This window comes from Streptomyces sp. TOM-9 (assembly GCF_056858595.1).
On record NZ_JBXEQB010000001.1, the window covers coordinates 3,537,467 to 3,553,692 of the forward strand.

Sequence of the window (16,226 nt, forward strand, 5' to 3'; positions counted from 1 at the left end):
CGGGGGCCGTTGTCGGTGCCCGGCGCTACGGTCGGTGACATGACGACGCAGATCACCGAGCCCCGCGACGCCCGTTCCCGGGCTGCGCTGACGGCACTGACCGCGCGTGGCGTCCGGCCGAAGTACCTGTTCTTCTGGGGCCATCAGCCGCAGCGCGACGGCAGCGTGGGCGCGGGCTGCCTGAGCCAGTGGTGGCCCTCGGAGTTCACCGTCGACGGCATCGGCTACGCCACGGCGGAGCACTGGATGATGGCCGGCAAGGCCCGGCTCTTCGACGACGACCGGACCCTCGCCGGGATCCTCGCCGCCCCGCACCCGCACGCCGCGAAGAAGCTGGGACGGCAGGTGCGCGGCTTCGACAACGCGACCTGGGAGCGGCACCGCGAGGAACTGGTCGTGGCGGGCAACGTCGCCAAGTTCGGCCAGGACCCGGCCCTGCGGGACTACCTGCTGGGCACCGGCTCGCGCGTGCTGGTGGAGGCCAGCCCCGTGGACCGGATATGGGGCATCGGCCTGGCCGCCGACGACGAGCACGCCGCCCATCCCGTGCGGTGGCGTGGCCTGAACCTGCTGGGCTTCGCCCTGATGGAGGCGCGGCAGCGGCTGCTCACACCGGCATCGGCATAGCGCTGGGCGCGGAACCGGCGATCTCGTACAGCCGGTCCAGCCGTTCGCGGGTGGCGGCGTCCGCCGGGGAGTAGGTGACCAGCCGGGGGCCCTGGCTGGGACCGAGCCACAGGTGCGTGAAGTGGAAGGTCAGCAGGCCGACCCGGGGGTTGAGGAAGCGCTTGGTGCGGTTCTCCGGTTCCTGCACCTCATGCCGCTCCCACAGCTCGCAGAACTCCGGGGAGGCCTGCTCCAGCCGCTTGACCAGGGACTTCCACGCGGGCTCCGCGAGATGCTCGGCCATCGCCGCACGGTACTTGGCGACCAGTTGCCGGCTGGTCTCGTGCCAGTCCGGCAGGCCCTCGCGCCAGGCGGGGTCGGTGAAGACCAGCCACATGATGTTGCGGTCCTCGAAGGGGAGCCGGTCGAGGTCGTCGACCAGCCGCGCGTAGGTGCGGTTGTGGGCGATGACGTCGGTACGGCTGTTGAGGACCGCGGCCGGCAGCGGCTCCAGCTTCGCCAGCATCTCCCGGATCTGGTCCGACATCCCCGGGCACTGGGCGCGCGGGTTGGGGTCCGGCACCCCGGCGAGCAGGAAGAGGTGGGTGCGCTCGTTCGGGTCCAGCATCAGGGCCCGGGCGATGGAGTCGGCCACCTGCGCGGAGATCTGGATCTCCCGGGCCTGCTCGAGCCAGGTGTACCAGGTCACCCCTACCGCGGCGAGCTGCGCCACCTCCTCGCGCCGCAGCCCGGGGGTGCGGCGGCGGCGGCCGGGCGGGAGTCCGACCTGCTCGGGGGAGATCCGTTCACGGCGGCTGCGGAGGAAGGAAGCGAGCTCGCTCCGCGCGGCGGCGCTGGGAGACGTCATACCTCCAGGGTGCCTGACGTCCCAAACCATTGCCAGGTGGTCGCGATACCTGGATAAACGCTCTCTGGTACCCCCCTGGGAACAAGGTCATCGTGGCATACGTGACCGATCACATCGAAGCCCCCGTCTCCGCCGACCTCCGTTCCCGCGCCCAGGTGCGACCCCGCGTCATCCGGGTCGGCACCGGCGACCCGGCACCGGCCGCGAGAACCACGCCACCGGCCGCCGAGGCACCGCCCGGCCCCACCGCGCCGGCGCTCGGCCCGCTGGGCCTGTTCACCGTGCTGCTGGGCGCGGCACTGCCGCTCATCGACTTCTTCATCGTCAACGTCGCCCTGCCCGCCATCGAGACCGACCTCGACGCGGGGGCCGCCGTGCTGGAGCTGGTCGTGGCCGGCTACGGCGTGGCGTACGCCGTGCTGCTGGTGCTCGGCGGCCGGCTCGGCGACTCCTTCGGCCGCCGCCGGCTCTTCCTCGCCGGCATGGCGGCCTTCGGCCTGACCTCGCTCGCCTGCGGCCTGGCGCCCGACGCCTGGGTGCTGGTGGGCGCCCGCGTCGCGCAGGGCGCGGCGGCCGCGCTGATGCTGCCCCAGGTGCTGGCCACCATCCACTCCGCGACCACCGGCCACCGCAGGGCCAAGGCGCTGAGCCTGTACGGCGCGACCGCGGGCCTGTCCATGGTCGCGGGCCAGATCCTCGGCGGCGTCCTGGTCGCCGCGGACATCGCGGGCACCGGCTGGCGCGCGGTCTTCCTGGTCAACGTGCCGGTCGCGGCGGCCGGGCTGCTGCTCGCGGTGCGCTCGGTGCCGGAGACCCGTTCCGACCGCCCCGCGCCGGTCGACCGGCCGGGCACCCTGCTGCTGGCGGTGTCGCTGGTGACCCTGCTGGTGCCGCTGACCGAGGGCCGGGCGGCCGGCTGGCCGGCGTGGACGTGGGTGTCGCTGGCCGTCTTCCCGTTCGCGGCCCTGGCGTTCTTCCTGGTCGAGCGGCGGGCCGACCGGGCCGGGCGGATCCCGCTCGTGCCGCCGAGCCTGTTCGCGCTCACCGGGATGCGCCGGGCGCTGCCGCTGCTGGTGCCGTTCTCCATCGGCTTCGGCGGCTTCATGTTCGTGATCGCGGTCGCCCTGCAGCAGGGCCTGCGGTACGGACCGGTGGAGGCGGGCACCACGCTCGTGCCGATGGCCGTGGCGTTCTTCCTGGCCTCGCTGGCCGGGCCACGCCTGGTGGGCCGGTACGGCGGGCGCGTGGTCACCGCGGGAGGCGTGCTGCAGGGCGTCGGCGTCGCGGTGCTGGCGCTGACCGTGGCCCGCAGCTGGGAACCCGGGATGACGGCGTGGGCCCTGCTGCCGGGTGTGGCGATCGCCGGCCTCGGCCAGGGGTTGCAACTGCCGGTGCTGTTCCGGCTGGTGCTCGCGGACGTACCGGCCGAGCGGGCCGGCGTGGGCAGCGGGGTCATGGTCACCACCCAGCAGTCGGCGCTGGCCCTGGGCGTGGCCACCCTCGGCACGCTCTTCCTCGCCCTGGTCCCCTCGCACGGGACGCGGGAGGCACTGGTCACGGTGCTGGTCGTGCAGCTCGCCGCAGTGGTCGTGACGGCGCTCGCCAGCCTGCGGCTGCCGCGCCAGGTGGCCTGAGGGGCCGCGGGGCCGGACCGGCCCGTACCGAGGAGACCGCATGACAGCCATGCACTGACAGATATTGAAATCTGTCAGTGCATGTGTCACTGTTGTCAGCATCCCCGCACGACCTCCTCATCCCGACCAAGGAGTCCCCTTGCAGAACCGCACCCTCGGTTCCACCGGCCCCTCCGTCTCCGCGCTCGGCCTCGGCGCCATGGGCATGTCCGCCCTGTACGGCGACGCCGACCGCGGCGAGTCGATCGCCACGATCCACGCCGCCCTCGACGCGGGCGTCACGCTGATCGACACCGGCGACTTCTACGGCATGGGCCACAACGAGATGCTCATCGGCGAGGCCCTGCGCGCGGCCTCCCCTGCCGACCGCGAGAAGGCGCTGATCAGCGTCAAGTTCGGCGCCCTGCGCGGCCCCGACGGCACGTGGCTGGGCTACGACGGCCGCCCCCAGGCCGTCAGGAACTTCGCCTCGTACTCGCTGCAGCGCCTGGGCACCGACCACATCGACGTCTACCGCATCGCCCGGGTCGACCCCGCCGTCCCGATCGAGGAGACCGTCGGCGCCATCGCGGAGCTCGTCCAGGCCGGTTACGTGCGCCACATCGGCCTGTCCGAGGTCGGCGCCGCCACCCTGCGCCGGGCCGCGGCCGTGGCCCCGATCAGTGACCTGCAGATCGAGTACTCGCTGATCTCCCGCGGCATCGAGGACGAGATCCTGCCCACCGCCCGCGAGCTGGGCATCGGCGTCACGGCGTACGGCGTGCTGTCCCGCGGTCTGATCAGCGGCCACTTCACCCGTGACCGGCAGCTGGCCGGCAACGACTTCCGCGCGATGAGCCCCCGCTTCCGGGGCGAGAACCTGGAGCACAACCTCGGGCTGGTGGAGGCGCTGCGCAAGATCGCGGAGCAGAAGGGCGTCACCGTCGCCCAGACCGCCATCGCCTGGGTGCTGGCCCGCGGCGAGGACATCGTCCCGCTGGTCGGCGCCCGCACCCGCGAGCGGCTGGCCGAGGCCCTGGGCGCGCTGGACGTGACCCTCGACGCGGCCGACCTGGCGGCGATCGAGACCGCGGTCCCGGCCGACGCGGCCGCGGGCGAGCGCTACCCGGAGTCCCAGATGGCACACCTGGACAGTGAGCAGCGGCACTGACCGGCACCCGCCCGGCCCTGGGAGAATGACGACCATGCCACCCGAGACGCTGACCGCCGAACGCATCCTGGAGACCACGGAGGAGGTGCTGCGCCGTTACGGCCCGGCCAAGGCGACCGTGGTCGACGTGGCGCGGGCCCTCGGGGTCAGCCACGGCAGCGTCTACCGGCACTTCCGCACCAAGGCCGCGCTGCGGGAGGCGGTCACCCAGCGGTGGCTGGACCAGGCGCACGCGGAGCTGACGGCGATAGCGCAGGACGACGGCCGCCCTGGGCCGCAGCGGCTGCGCGCCTGGCTGGAGGCGCTGTTCGCGGCCAAACGGCGCAAGGCGGGCGGCGATCCCGAGCTGTTCGCCACGTACATGGCGCTCACCGTCGAGCACAGCTCGGTGGTCGCCCAGCACGTCGCCGTCATGGTCGGGCTCCTCGCGCGGATCGTCCGGGACGGTGTGACCGCCGGCGAGTTCGCCGCCGGTGACCCCGACGCCGCCGCGCAGGCGGTGTGGGACGCCACCGTCCGCTTCCACGACCCGGCGTACGCCGCCGAGTGGTTCGCCCCGGGCATCGACGCCGCGTTCTCCGCGGTCAACGACCTGATCCTGCGCGGCCTGGAGGCCTGAGCGCCCCGCCGCGCGGACGCACGAAGGCGCCCGGCCACCCCTCTGGGGGTGACCGGGCGCCTTTCGCGTACGTCCGGGTCCGGACCTAGCAGCCGAGCAGCCGGCCGCCGAGGTAGGCCTCGACCTGGTCGAGCGAGACGCGCTCCTGCTTCATGGTGTCGCGCTCGCGCACGGTGACCGCGTTGTCCTCGAGGGTGTCGAAGTCGACGGTCACGCAGAACGGGGTGCCGATCTCGTCCTGGCGGCGGTAGCGGCGGCCGATGGCGCCGGCGTCGTCGAACTCGATGTTCCAGTGGCGGCGCAGGTCGGCCGCGAGGCCCTTGGCCTTCGGCGAGAGCTGCGGGTTGCGCGACAGCGGCAGGACGGCGACCTTGACCGGCGCCAGGCGCGGGTCGAGGCGCATGACGGTGCGCTTCTCCATCACGCCCTTGGCGTTCGGGGCCTCGTCCTCGTTGTACGCGTCGAGCATGAAGGCGAGCATGGCGCGGTTGAGACCCGCCGCGGGCTCGATGACGTACGGGAAGTAGCGCTCACCGGCCTCCTGGTCGAAGTACGACAGGTCCTGGCCGCTGGCCTGGCTGTGGGCCTTGAGGTCGTAGTCCGTGCGGTTGGCGATGCCCTCGAGCTCGGAGTATTCGGTGCCGCCGAAGTTGAAGCGGTACTCGATGTCGACGGTGCGCTTGGAGTAGTGGGACAGCTTCTCCTTGGCGTGCTCGTACCAGCGCATGTTCTCCTCGCGCATGCCGAGGCCCCGGTACCAGTCCCAGCGCTGCTGCATCCAGTACTCGTGCCAGGTCTCGTCCTCGCCCGGCTTGACGAAGAACTCCATCTCCATCTGCTCGAACTCGCGGGTCCGGAAGATGAAGTTGCCGGGCGTGATCTCGTTGCGGAAGGACTTGCCGGTCTGGGCGATGCCGAACGGCGGCTTGCGGCGCGAGGTCGTCTGCACCTGGGAGAAGTTGGTGAAGATGCCCTGTGCCGTCTCCGGGCGCAGGTAGGCCACGGCGCCCGAGTCCTGGGTCGGGCCCAGGTGGGTGGAGAGCAGCCCGGAGAACTGCTTGGGCTCGGTGAAGGTGCCCTTGTTGCCGCAGTTGGGGCAGTTGAGGTCGGTCAGGCCGTTGGCCGGCAGGTGGCCGTGCTTGGCCTCGTACGCCTCCTCCAGGTGGTCGGCACGGTAACGCTTGTGACAGGAGGTGCACTCGGTGAGCGGGTCGGTGAACGTGGCGACGTGACCGGAGGCCTCCCAGACCTCGCGGGCCAGGATCACCGAGGAGTCCAGGCCGACCACGTCCTCCCGGGAGGTGACCATCGCACGCCACCACTGGCGCTTGATGTTCTCCTTCAGTTCGACGCCCAGCGGCCCGTAGTCCCAGGCGGCCTTCTGGCCGCCGTAGATCTCGCTGCAGGGGAAAATGAAGCCACGGCGCTTGCTCAGGCTGACGATGGTGTCGATCTTGTCGGCGGCCACGGTGCTCTCTTCAGACGACGAAGCGGTCGGTGGGATCCGCCGGGTCGCGTGCGGTCCGGCGAATACCTCAGATTACCGGCGGGTGCGGGGCCCGTATCAAATCGGTTCCGCAGTCCGGGGGCGCCGGGTCAGGTCACTACTGAGCCAATTGACAATCGTTTCCAATTTTGTTGAAAATGGGTGTCATGAACATAGGTCGTGCTCTGGTCCCCCTCGCCGCCGTCGCCGGGCTGGTCGCCCTCTCCGCCTGTTCCACCGCGGGTGGGGGCGGGGCCGACGGCAGGGTCAAGGTCACCGCCTCCTTCTACCCGATGCAGTTCCTGGCCGAGCAGATCGGCGGCGGGCACGTCGACGTGACCGGACTGACCAAGCCCGGGACCGAACCGCACGACCTGGAGCTCACCCCCCGGCAGACCGGCGAGCTGGGCGAGTCGGACGTCATCGTCTACCTCAAGGGCCTGCAGCCCGCCGTCGACGACGCGATAGCCCAGTCCGGCGTGGCGAACACCGTCGACGCCGCCGCGCTGACCCCGCTGGAGGACCACGGCACCGAGGTCGACGGCCACGACCACAGCACCGGGGACAACCACACCGGGCACGAGGACGGAGAGGACGCGGGCGCCGACCCGCACGTCTGGCTCGACCCGGTCCGCTACGCCCAGGTCGCCGAAGGCGTCGGCAAGGCCCTCGCCAAGGCCGACCCGGACCACGAGGCGACCTACGGGAAGAACACCGCCGCGCTGGTGAAGAAGCTCGACGCGCTGAACACCGACTTCCAGGACGGGCTGGGGAACCGCACCTCGGACACCTTCATCACCACCCACGCGGCCTTCGGCTACCTCGCCGAGCGCTACGGGCTGGTCGAGGAGGCGATCAGCGGCATCGACCCGGAGTCCGAGCCCAGCGCCGCCCGGATGAAGACGCTGCACACCCTCGCCGAGGACAAGGGCGTCAGCACCGTATTCTTCGAGACGCTCGCCAGCGACCGGACCGCCAGGACCCTCGCGGGCGACCTCGGCCTGAAGACCGCGGTGCTCGACCCCATCGAGGGCATCACCGACAGGTCCGCGGGCCGCGACTACTTCGAGGTCCAGCACAGCAACCTTCAGGCCCTGCGCTCGGCGCTCGGCGCGAAGTGAGGCAACGATGACGGAGCCCGGTACGGAGGCTGGAATGGACACGGTCATATCGATGCGGGGGGCGACCGCCACCCTCGGCTCACGGCCGGTGCTGCGCGGCGTCGACCTGACCGTGCGGCGCGGGGAGGTCGTCGCGCTGCTCGGCGCCAACGGCTCGGGCAAGTCCACCGCGATCCGCGCCGTGGTCGGCCAGGTGCCGCTCACCGCGGGCGGTCTGGAGCTCTTCGGCACCCCGCTGAACCGGTTCCGCGACTGGGCCCGGATCGGCTACGTGCCGCAGCGCACCACGGCGGCCTCCGGCGTCCCCGCCACCGTGCGCGAGGTCGTCTCCGCCGGGCGGCTGGCCCGAACGAGGCTGGGCCTGCCCCGCAAGGCGGACCGCCGGGCCGTGGAGCGCGCCCTGGAGCTGGTCGGGATGGCCGACCGGGCCGGAGATCCGGTCGAGGCGCTCTCCGGCGGCCAGCACCAGCGGGTGCTCATCGCCCGCGCGCTGTCCGTCGAGCCCGAACTGCTGATCATGGACGAGCCGATGGCGGGCGTCGACCTCGCCAGCCAGGAGGTGCTCGCCGGGACGCTGCGCGAACAGGTCTCGGTGGGCACCACCGTGCTCCTGGTCCTGCACGAACTGGGACCGCTGGAGCCGCTGATCGACCGCGCGGTGGTGCTGCGCGACGGCTGCGTCGTCCACGACGGGCCCCCGCCGAAGGCCCAGGGGCAGCACGCGCTGCCCGGCCACGACCATGTCCACCCGCACGCCGGCCACGTGGCCGAGCCGATCCGGACGGGGCTGTTCTGATGGAGCTGTTCTCCTACGCCTTCATGCAGCGGGCGCTGATCGCCGCCGTCCTCGTCGGCATCACCGCCCCCGCGATCGGCATCTACCTCGTCCAGCGCCGCCAGGCCCTCATGGGCGACGGCATCGGCCACGTCGCCCTCACCGGTGTCGGCCTCGGCTTCCTGCTCAGCACCAACCCGGTGTGGATGGCGACGGCCGTGTCGGTCGCGGGCGCGATCGTCATGGAACTCATCCGCTGGTACGGCAGGACGCGCGGCGACATCGCGCTCGCCATGCTCTTCTACGGCGGCATGGCGGCCGGCGTGCTGTTCACCTCGCTCGCGCCGAACGGCTCCAACGCCAACCTGCTCACCTACCTGTTCGGCTCCATCACCACCGTCTCCCCCGAGGACATCACCGCGATCTGCCTGCTGGCCGGCTTCGTGGTGCTGGTCACCGTGGGCCTGCGACGGCAGCTGTTCGCGGTCTCCCAGGACGAGGAGTTCGCCCGGGTGACCGGTCTGCCGGTGCGGCTGCTCAACCTGCTGGTCGCCGTCACCGCGGCGGTCACGGTCACGGTCGCCATGCGGGTCGTCGGACTGCTGCTGGTCAGCGCGCTGATGGTGATCCCGGTCGCCGCCTCCCAGCAGATCGCCCGCAGCTTCGCCACGGCCTTCGCGCTGTCGGTCGTGATCGGCGTGGCGGTCGCCTTCTCCGGCACGGTCACCTCGTACTACGCCGACGTGCCCTCCGGAGCGACCATCGTGCTGCTGGCCATCGGTGTCTTCGTCACGCTGACGCTGCTGGCCGCGCCGCTGGCGAAAAAGCGTGCACGCCGTGCCGCGGAGGACGGGACACGGTGCACCCTGGAGGTACCCGCGGCGCGTCCCACCGAGGACGACGTCCGGGTATGAGCTCCAGGCCTGGCAGAATGACCGACCGAACCGACCGAGTAGGAGGCCACCGGTGACGACCGCCAAGCCCCCCGTCCGCGGACGATCGACCCGGCAGCGTGCCGCCGTCGCCGCGGCCCTCGCCGAGGTCGACGAGTTCCGCAGCGCCCAGGAACTGCACGACCTCCTCAAGCACCGGGGTGACTCGGTCGGCCTCACCACGGTCTACCGCACGCTGCAGTCCCTCGCCGACGCCGGCGAGATCGACGTCCTGCGCACCGGGGAGGGCGAGTCCGTCTACCGGCGCTGCAGCAGCGGCCACCACCACCACCTGGTCTGCCGCGTGTGCGGCAAGGCGGTCGAGGTCGAGGGTCCCGCGGTCGAGAAGTGGGCCGACACCATCGCCGAGGAGCACGGCTTCGTCGACGTCGCCCACACCGTGGAGATCTTCGGGACCTGCGCCGACTGCGCCGGCTGCGGCGGCCCCGCCGCGAACTGAACCGGGCCCCGCCCGCCGTCGTGCTCCTCCCGCCCCGCGGTCGTCCGTGGACGACCGCGGGGTGACTGCCGACTACTCCGTGTCCGCGTCGCCCGCCGCCGCCGGCGGCTGCTCGTTGGGCAGCGCGCCGCCGAAACGGCGGTCGCGGGAGGCGTACTCCAGGCACGCGCGCCACAGGTCGCGGCGGTCGAAGTCCGGCCAGAGGACGTCCTGGAAGACCATCTCGGCGTAGGCGGACTGCCAGATCAGGAAGTTGGAGGTGCGCTGCTCGCCGGAGGGGCGGACGAACAGGTCCACGTCCGGCATGTCCGGGTGGTACATGTACTTGGCGAGGGTCTTCTCGTTGACCTTGGAGGGATCGAGGCGACCCGCCTTTATGTCCTCGGCCAGGCGCGCCGCCGCGTCGGCGATCTCGGCGCGGCCGCCGTAGTTGACGCACATGTACAGCGTCATCGCGTCGTTGTCGCGGGTCATCTCCTCCGCGACCTGGAGCTCCTTGACGACCGACTTCCACAGCCGGGGCATGCGCCCGGCCCAGCGGATCCGGATGCCCATCTCGTGCATCTCGTCGCGGCGGCGGTGGATGACGTCCCGGTTGAAGTTCATCAGGAAGCGGACCTCGTCGGGCGAGCGCTTCCAGTTCTCGGTCGAGAAGGCGTACAGGGAGAGGTTCTTGACCCCCAGCTCCAGGCAGCCCTTGAGGACGTCCAGCACGACGGTCTCGCCGACCTTGTGCCCCTCGGTGCGGGGCAGGCCGCGCTCCTTGGCCCAGCGGCCGTTGCCGTCCATCACGATGGCCACGTGCTGGGGGACCAGCTCACCTGGGATCTTGGGGGGCTGCGCGCCGGACGGGTGCGGGTCGGGAGCCCGGTACTCGCGCCGGGGACGGCTCAGAATCCCGCGTACTGCCATGACCTTGCTCTCCACTTCCTGTGCCTCACGAGTTGGTGCTGCCGGGCCCGCCGGGTACCGCTACTTCTCGATGAAACGCAGACTGCGCAAGCCGCGCTCCAGATGCCACTGCAGATACGCCGCGACCAGTCCGCTGCCCTCCCGGCAGTGGCGCGGTTCGCACGCGTCGGCGGTCTCCCAGTCCCCTCCGAGCAACGCGCCGAGGAGTTCCAGTGACTCCAGTGAGGGTACGACGCTTCCGGCCGGGCGGCACTCGCCGCATACGACTCCTCCCGCACCGACCGAAAAGAACCGATTCGGGCCCGGCATCCCGCACTTCGCGCAGTCCCCGAAGCTGGGCGCGTAGCCGTTGACCGCCAGCGAGCGCAGCAGGAAGGCGTCGAGCACCAGACGCGGGTCGTGCTCACCGTCGGCGAGCGTGCGCAGGCCGCCGACCAGCAGCAGGTACTGCTGCACCGCCGGTTCGCCCTCGTGGTCGGTGAAGCGCTCGGCGGTCTCCAGCATCGCCGTGCCCGCGGTGTAGCGGGCGTAGTCGGTGACGATGCGGCTGCCGTAGGGGGCGATCGTCTCGCCCTGGGTGCACAGCGGCAGGCCGCGGCCGATCAGTTCGCCCCCGCGCGCGAAGAGCTGCACGTCCACGTGGGAGAACGGTTCCAGCCGCGCGCCGAACTTGGACTTCGTCCGCCGCACGCCGCGGGCCACCGCCCGCACCCGGCCGTGCCGGCGGGTGAGCAGGGTGATGATCCGGTCCGCCTCGCCCAGCTTCTGGGTGCGCAGCACGATGCCGTCGTCGCGGAACAGACTCATGCGCCCATTGTTCCGTACGCGGCGACCGGACCGGCCCGGGTCGTACGCTACGGCCCATGTCGATCACAGCCACCGTCGCCGTGCTGCTCATAGCGGCCCTCCACCTCTACATCCTGGTCCTGGAGATGTTCCTGTGGACCACCCCCCGCGCCAGGGGGGCCTTCGGGACCACCGCGGAGTTCGCGCAGGCGAGCAAGGCACTCGCGGCCAACCAGGGGCTCTACAACGGTTTCCTGGCCGCCGGGCTGGTGTGGGGCGCCGTGGCCGCCGACCCGGTGGGCTTCCAGGCCACGGTGTTCTTCCTCGTCTGCGTGGCGGTCGCCGGGCTGTACGGCGCCGCGACCGCGAGCCGCCGCATCCTCTTCGTGCAGACCGTGCCGGCCCTCGTCGCCCTGGCCCTGGTGCTGGTGGCCCGCTGATGGACTCCGTCACCCACCGCATCACCGCGGCCGGCCCCGACGGCACCGCCCTGGAGGTGCTGCACGGCTACGCGGACCGCGGGCGGCGGATGCTGGGCGCGACGGTGCGGACCGTGCTCGCCTGCTTCGCCGTCGCCGCCGCGATCCTGGTCCGGGCGGTCAGCCGCTGAGCCCCGCCGCCCCGCCGGGCGCGACCAGCCCCGACTCGTAGGCCGTAATCACCAACTGGGCGCGGTCGCGGGCGCCGAGCTTGCCCATGATCCGGCTGACGTGCGTCTTGGCGGTGAGCGGGCTGAGGCCCAGCGCCTCGGCGACCTCCGTGTTGTTCAGGCCCCGCGCGACGAGGGTGAGCACCTGCCGCTCCCGTGCGGACAGCGCGGCGAGACGTTCCGGGGCCGGCCCGCCCGGCGGCGGGCCCTCCGGGAGGCGCAGCACCCGGGCGATGAGCCGCGCGGTCGGCCCCGGCGAGAGCAGCGCCTCGCCCGCGGCGACCGTGCGGATGGCGTCGAGGAGGTCGGCGGGACGGGTGTCCTTGACGAGGAAGCCACTGGCCCCGGCGCGCAGTGCGGGGACGACGTGGTCGTCGCTGTCGTAGGTGGTGAGCACCAGCACCCGGACCCCGGCCAGGTCGTCGTCGGCGGCGATCAGCCGGGTCGCCTCGATGCCGTCGAGGTCGGGCATGCGGATGTCCATGATCACCACGTCGGCGCGGCCGGCGCGGGCCGCCGCCACGGCTTCCCGCCCGGTGGCCGCGTGCCCGACGACCTGCATGTCGGGGGCGGACTCGACGAGCATCGCGAAGGCCTCACGGACCAGGGTCTGGTCGTCGGCGAGCAGGACGCGGATCATGCCGTGCCCCCCGCGAACGGCAGAACGGCGGCCACCCGGAAACCGCCCTCGGGCCGGGGCCCGGCGGTCAGCGTGCCGCCGACGCTGCGGGCGCGCTCGCGCATGCCGATGAGGCCGTAGCCGGCGGCGGGCACGGTCTCCGCCGGGCCGGCGTCCGCGGGGGGCCTCGGAGGTGCCACGGCGCGCCAGGGCCGCCATCGGGCGTCGGGGCGGTCCGGTTCGTGCTCGGCCTCCGTCCCCGGGCAGGGGCCGTCGTCGGTGACGGCGATCCGCAGGGCGGCGCCGCGGTCCGGGTCGGTGCCGAGTTCCACCCCGACCCGGACCGAGGTGCCCCCGGCGTGCCGTACGGCGTTGGTGAGGGCCTCCTGCACGATGCGGTAGGCGGCCGCCCCGATCGCCGGGGGCACCCCGTCCGCGCCGGCCGCGACGGCCAGTTCCACCCGGGCGCCGGCGGCCTCGGCGGAGCGGGCCAGGTCGGCCACGGCCGCCAGGCCCGGCAGCGGGCCGCGGTCGTCGTCGCCGCGCAGCACCTGGAGGGTGGCGCGCAGTTCGGCGCGGGCGTCGCGGCAGGTGCCGGCGATGCTGTCGAGGGCGCCGGCGACGGCCGTGCGGTCCAGCCGGTCGGGGTCGGCGAGCAGGACGTGCGCGGCGACCGAGGTCTGCACGCCGATGAGGGTGATGCTGTGAGCGAGCAGGTCGTGCAGGTCGCGGGCGATCCGCAGCCGCTCCTCGGCGACGCGCCGGGCCGCCTCCTCCTCGCGGGTGCGTTCGGCGCGTTCGGCGCGCCCGACGATGGCGGCCACGTACTTGCGGTGGATGCGCACCGCCTCGCCGGTCAGCGCCACCGCCACCACCCAGCCGCCGCTGCGCAGCATGTCGGTCGCCGCGTGCCGGTCGGGTGTCGCCGACATCACCCCGACCATGATCGCGACGACCGCCGCCACGGTGAGGTACGTCCGCGGCGGCGGCCCGGCGACCGCCAGCGAGTAGATCGCCACCATGCTCGCCGGGACCACGGCCAGGTGGAGGTTGTCCATGGCGTGGTACGGGGCGACGGCCGCGACCGTGACGAGCATCACGGTCATCGGCCACCGCCGCCGGACGGCCAGCACCAGCGCGGTGACCACCAGCAGCGCCCAGCCCGCCGCGTCCGGGCGGTGCCCCTGCCCGGACGGCAGGAGGGCGCCCATGGCGCTCTGGAGCGCGAGCACGCCCCCGGCGAGGGCGGCGTCCTTGTGCGCACGGACGGCGGGCGGGAGGGGCGGCGGCTTCGGCACGGCTCCATCTTCCGTTACGGGGTCGGCGGCGTGACAGACCGGTTCACGGGCCGGCTCACGGGCCCGTACGCGGCCGGCTCAGCCGGCCCGGCCACCAGAGCCGCTCGCGCAGCGCCACGCTCGCGGAGGTCACCAGGTAGGTGCGGACGAGGAAGGTGTCCAGCAGGACGCCCACGGCGATGACGAAGCCCATCTCGACCAGCGACACCAGCGGCATGTTGACCAGGACCGAGAACGTGGCCGCCAGCACCAGCCCGGCCGAGGCGATCACCCCGCCCGTGGTGCGCAGCGCGGTGACGGCCGCGGCGGCCGGCGCGGCCCCCGCCAGCGACTCCTCGCGCATCCGGTGCATGAGGAAGATGCCGTAGTCGACGCCGAGCGCCACGAGGAAGACGAACGACAGCAGCGGCAGCCCCGGGTCCGTGCCCTCGAAGCCGAACAGCGGCCCGAAGACCAGCCCGCCGATGCCCAGCGCGGCGCCCCACACCGCGATCACGGCCACCACGAGCAGCAGCGGCCCGACCAGGCTGCGCAGCAGCACCACAAGGATCAGCAGCACGGCCGCCAGGACGAGCGGCACGACGACCCGGCGGTCGCGGGAACTGGTGGCGGCCAGGTCGGCCTGCTGGGCACCGGGCCCGCCGACGTGGGCGCCGTAGGGGCCGTCCAGCTCCGCGCGCAGGGCGTGGATGGTCGCGGTCTCGCCGGGCGACTCGGGCGGCGCCTGCGCGGTCACCGACACCTCCGTCCAGCCGCCGCCGCTGCGCCCGCGTTCGGCGGACGCGACCCCTTCGGTGCCCCGGACCGCGGCCAGCACCTCGCCGGCCCGGCCGGTGGGTGCCATGACGGTGATCGGCTGGGCGGAGCGGCCGGGGTCGGCCTCGGCGAGGATGCGCATGGCGGCGACCGACTCCGGGGCGCTGGTGAAGGCGTCGTCGTTCTTCAGGCTGCCGGGCAGGGCCAGGGTCCCGAGCGCCAGCGCCCCGAGCAGCACCGCGCCACCCGCGAGCACGGCCAGCGGACGGCGTGCGGCCGAGCCGCCCATCGCCGCGAACAGGCCGCGCGGACGCGGCACTTCACTGCCGTACGCCGGGACCAGCGGCCAGAAGACCCGGCGGCCCAGCAGCACCAGCAGCGCGGGCAGCAGGGTCGTCATCGCCAGGAGCGCGCACAGCACCCCGACCGCGGCGATCGGGCCCATGCCCCGGCTGCTGTTGAGGTCGGCGGCGAGCAGGCACAGCAGCCCCGCGGCGACGGTCCCGGAGGAGGCCAGGATCGCGGGCCCGCAGCCGCGCAGCGCGGCGCGCATGGCGTCGTACGGGCGCGGCACGCGCCGCAGTTCCTCGCGGTAGCGGGAGACGAGCAGCAGCGCGTAGTCGGTGCCGGCGCCGAAGACCAGGATGGTCATCACGCCCTGGCTCTGGCCGGTGACGGTGACGCCGAAGGCCTGGTGGAGTCCGTAGACCCCGGCCATCGCGGCGGCGTCGGCCACGCCCGCGACGAGCAGGGGCAGCAGCCACAGCAGCGGGCTGCGGTAGATGAGGATCAGCAGGACGGCGACGACGGCCACCGTGGTGTAGAGCAGCGGCCCGTCGAGGGAGGAGTACACCTCCTTCATGTCGGTGTTGAGCGCGCCGGGGCCGCCCACGTGGGCGGTCAGCCCGTCGCCGCCCTCGGCCCGGTCGCGGACGTCGGTGACGAAGGCGTTCCTGGCCGCGTCGTCCTGGCCCGGCCCGGTGCTCGCCACGGGGTACATCAGCGTGTCGCCGTGCGACAGGACGGCGTGCGGCGTGCCACCCGTGAGCCGGTGCGCCCGCGCGATGCCGGCGATCTGGGCGGCCGCCTTGTCGCGGTCGGCGGCGGTCAGCCCGCCGTCGCGGTGGTAGACGACCACGAGTTCGGTGGCCTCGCCGCCGGGCAGCGCGTCCTGGAGCCGGGCGACCTGCGTGGAGTCGGCGCTGACCGGGAGGTAGTCCACCGCCCGGTTCTGCTGCGCGTCGGCGAGCTTGCCGGCCAGCGGGCCGGCCAGCGCCAGTACGGCGATCCACAGCGCGAGCACCGCCCAGGGGAGCGCGCGGGCGCCCCGGCTCCGCCCCCGTCCTCGGGTCGGCGGCGGCGCGGCGGCCGGTGTGGTCTCAGTGGTCGGGGCCCCCATCATGGGCCTCCCTCCGGGCCGGTGGTCTGGTCCTTTCCAGACTTCCGGCGCGGGGGCGCCTTTTCGTCGGGCCCGGGACCGAGCCCGGCGTTACTGCCCGGGGTGCGGTGCGGGCCCCGTTACTCCCCGGGGAGTACGCCCGGCGGTGGCGGTCAG

At 73.1% G+C, this 16,226-nt stretch carries 17 protein-coding genes; 10 read left to right on the forward strand and 7 right to left on the reverse strand.

Features of this window, described 5'->3' with window-relative positions; translation table 11 throughout:
• Nucleotides 1–39: 39 nt before the first annotated feature.
• Nucleotides 40–627: a riboflavin biosynthesis intermediates N-glycosidase gene (ybiA, locus tag AC1VWI_RS16580; protein ID WP_499511790.1), complete on the forward strand. Its 588-nt coding sequence runs from the start codon at nt 40–42 to the stop codon at nt 625–627.
• Here ybiA and AC1VWI_RS16585 read toward each other — a convergent pair.
• A complete protein-coding gene (locus AC1VWI_RS16585) occupies nt 608–1,474 on the reverse strand; it encodes a helix-turn-helix transcriptional regulator (RefSeq protein ID WP_499511791.1) in 867 nt (288 codons plus the stop codon). The two genes, ybiA and AC1VWI_RS16585, sit on opposite strands and share 20 nt — an antisense overlap.
• A gap of 281 nt (nt 1,475–1,755) precedes the next feature.
• Between AC1VWI_RS16585 and AC1VWI_RS16590 the strand changes: the two genes are divergently transcribed.
• From AC1VWI_RS16590 to AC1VWI_RS16600, 3 genes are all read left to right on the forward strand, one after another.
• Nucleotides 1,756–3,108 (forward strand): MFS transporter, encoded by a 1,353-nt coding sequence (locus AC1VWI_RS16590; RefSeq protein WP_499516827.1) that lies wholly within the window; start codon nt 1,756–1,758, stop codon nt 3,106–3,108.
• A gap of 139 nt (nt 3,109–3,247) precedes the next feature.
• The gene (locus AC1VWI_RS16595; RefSeq protein WP_499511792.1) at nt 3,248–4,258 is read left to right on the forward strand and encodes an aldo/keto reductase; all 1,011 of its coding nucleotides are present in this window, start codon (nt 3,248–3,250) and stop codon (nt 4,256–4,258) included.
• 34 nt (nt 4,259–4,292) lie between these two features.
• Nucleotides 4,293–4,877 (forward strand): TetR/AcrR family transcriptional regulator, encoded by a 585-nt coding sequence (locus AC1VWI_RS16600; RefSeq protein WP_499511793.1) that lies wholly within the window; start codon nt 4,293–4,295, stop codon nt 4,875–4,877.
• An 85-nt stretch (nt 4,878–4,962) separates the two neighbouring features.
• Here the strand turns inward: AC1VWI_RS16600 and AC1VWI_RS16605 are convergent, their stop codons facing one another.
• Nucleotides 4,963–6,345, reverse strand: a complete 1,383-nt coding sequence (locus tag AC1VWI_RS16605; RefSeq protein WP_499511794.1) for a glycine--tRNA ligase — start codon at nt 6,343–6,345, stop codon at nt 4,963–4,965.
• Nucleotides 6,346–6,530: 185 nt separating this feature from the next.
• On the opposite strand from AC1VWI_RS16605, the gene AC1VWI_RS16610 reads away from it, so the two are divergent.
• Genes AC1VWI_RS16610 through AC1VWI_RS16625 form a run of 4 tightly spaced genes read left to right on the forward strand, consistent with a single transcriptional unit; the run spans nt 6,531 to nt 9,651 of the window.
• Entirely contained in the window at nt 6,531–7,484 is a 954-nt protein-coding gene (locus AC1VWI_RS16610; protein WP_499511795.1) for a metal ABC transporter solute-binding protein, Zn/Mn family, read from the forward strand.
• A 34-nt stretch (nt 7,485–7,518) separates the two neighbouring features.
• Nucleotides 7,519–8,280 (forward strand): metal ABC transporter ATP-binding protein, encoded by a 762-nt coding sequence (locus AC1VWI_RS16615; protein ID WP_499511796.1) that lies wholly within the window; start codon nt 7,519–7,521, stop codon nt 8,278–8,280.
• The gene (locus tag AC1VWI_RS16620; protein WP_499511797.1) at nt 8,280–9,173 is read left to right on the forward strand and encodes a metal ABC transporter permease; all 894 of its coding nucleotides are present in this window, start codon (nt 8,280–8,282) and stop codon (nt 9,171–9,173) included. The genes AC1VWI_RS16615 and AC1VWI_RS16620 overlap by 1 nt, the downstream gene beginning before the upstream one ends.
• 52 nt (nt 9,174–9,225) lie before the next feature.
• Nucleotides 9,226–9,651, forward strand: coding sequence for a Fur family transcriptional regulator (locus AC1VWI_RS16625; protein WP_499511798.1), 426 nt, complete (start codon nt 9,226–9,228; stop codon nt 9,649–9,651).
• A gap of 72 nt (nt 9,652–9,723) precedes the next feature.
• Here AC1VWI_RS16625 and AC1VWI_RS16630 read toward each other — a convergent pair whose 3' ends face one another.
• Both AC1VWI_RS16630 and recO read right to left on the reverse strand, forming a co-directional pair.
• On the reverse strand, nt 9,724–10,563 hold the full coding sequence (locus AC1VWI_RS16630; RefSeq protein WP_499511799.1) for an isoprenyl transferase: 840 nt from the start codon (nt 10,561–10,563) through the stop codon (nt 9,724–9,726).
• Between the two features lie 60 nt (nt 10,564–10,623).
• A complete protein-coding gene (gene recO / locus AC1VWI_RS16635) occupies nt 10,624–11,370 on the reverse strand; it encodes a DNA repair protein RecO (protein ID WP_499511800.1) in 747 nt (248 codons plus the stop codon).
• 56 nt (nt 11,371–11,426) lie between these two features.
• Here recO and AC1VWI_RS16640 point away from each other — a divergent pair, with 56 nt between their 5' ends.
• A complete protein-coding gene (locus AC1VWI_RS16640) occupies nt 11,427–11,789 on the forward strand; it encodes a DUF1304 domain-containing protein (RefSeq protein ID WP_499511801.1) in 363 nt (120 codons plus the stop codon).
• A complete protein-coding gene (locus tag AC1VWI_RS16645; protein WP_499511802.1) occupies nt 11,789–11,959 on the forward strand; it encodes a hypothetical protein in 171 nt (56 codons plus the stop codon). Before AC1VWI_RS16640 ends, AC1VWI_RS16645 begins: the two co-directional genes overlap by 1 nt.
• On the opposite strand, the gene AC1VWI_RS16650 is transcribed toward AC1VWI_RS16645, so the two are convergent.
• Genes AC1VWI_RS16650 through AC1VWI_RS16660 form a run of 3 tightly spaced genes read right to left on the reverse strand, consistent with a single transcriptional unit; the run spans nt 11,949 to nt 16,070 of the window.
• Nucleotides 11,949–12,638, reverse strand: coding sequence for a response regulator transcription factor (locus tag AC1VWI_RS16650; protein WP_499511803.1), 690 nt, complete (start codon nt 12,636–12,638; stop codon nt 11,949–11,951). The genes AC1VWI_RS16645 and AC1VWI_RS16650 overlap by 11 nt on opposite strands.
• Nucleotides 12,635–13,915, reverse strand: a complete 1,281-nt coding sequence (locus AC1VWI_RS16655) for a sensor histidine kinase (protein WP_499511804.1) — start codon at nt 13,913–13,915, stop codon at nt 12,635–12,637. Before AC1VWI_RS16655 ends, AC1VWI_RS16650 begins: the two co-directional genes overlap by 4 nt.
• A gap of 55 nt (nt 13,916–13,970) precedes the next feature.
• The gene (locus AC1VWI_RS16660; protein ID WP_499516828.1) at nt 13,971–16,070 is read right to left on the reverse strand and encodes an MMPL family transporter; all 2,100 of its coding nucleotides are present in this window, start codon (nt 16,068–16,070) and stop codon (nt 13,971–13,973) included.
• Between the last annotated feature and the right edge of the window lie 156 nt (nt 16,071–16,226).

Excerpts from the sequence above, each read along its gene's own strand:
- ybiA (WP_499511790.1), top strand. The coding sequence starts at position 40 with ATGACGACGCAGATCACCGAGCCCCGCGACGCCCGTTCCCGGGCTGCG.
- AC1VWI_RS16585 (WP_499511791.1), bottom strand. The coding sequence starts at position 1,474 with ATGACGTCTCCCAGCGCCGCCGCGCGGAGCGAGCTCGCTTCCTTCCTC.
- AC1VWI_RS16600 (WP_499511793.1), top strand. The coding sequence starts at position 4,293 with ATGCCACCCGAGACGCTGACCGCCGAACGCATCCTGGAGACCACGGAG.
- AC1VWI_RS16610 (WP_499511795.1), top strand. The coding sequence starts at position 6,531 with ATGAACATAGGTCGTGCTCTGGTCCCCCTCGCCGCCGTCGCCGGGCTG.
- AC1VWI_RS16615 (WP_499511796.1), top strand. The coding sequence starts at position 7,519 with ATGGACACGGTCATATCGATGCGGGGGGCGACCGCCACCCTCGGCTCA.
- AC1VWI_RS16620 (WP_499511797.1), top strand. The coding sequence starts at position 8,280 with ATGGAGCTGTTCTCCTACGCCTTCATGCAGCGGGCGCTGATCGCCGCC.
- AC1VWI_RS16630 (WP_499511799.1), bottom strand. The coding sequence starts at position 10,563 with ATGGCAGTACGCGGGATTCTGAGCCGTCCCCGGCGCGAGTACCGGGCT.
- recO (WP_499511800.1), bottom strand. The coding sequence starts at position 11,370 with ATGAGTCTGTTCCGCGACGACGGCATCGTGCTGCGCACCCAGAAGCTG.
- AC1VWI_RS16640 (WP_499511801.1), top strand. The coding sequence starts at position 11,427 with ATGTCGATCACAGCCACCGTCGCCGTGCTGCTCATAGCGGCCCTCCAC.
- AC1VWI_RS16645 (WP_499511802.1), top strand. The coding sequence starts at position 11,789 with ATGGACTCCGTCACCCACCGCATCACCGCGGCCGGCCCCGACGGCACC.
- AC1VWI_RS16650 (WP_499511803.1), bottom strand. The coding sequence starts at position 12,638 with ATGATCCGCGTCCTGCTCGCCGACGACCAGACCCTGGTCCGTGAGGCC.
- AC1VWI_RS16660 (WP_499516828.1), bottom strand. The coding sequence starts at position 16,070 with ATGGGGGCCCCGACCACTGAGACCACACCGGCCGCCGCGCCGCCGCCG.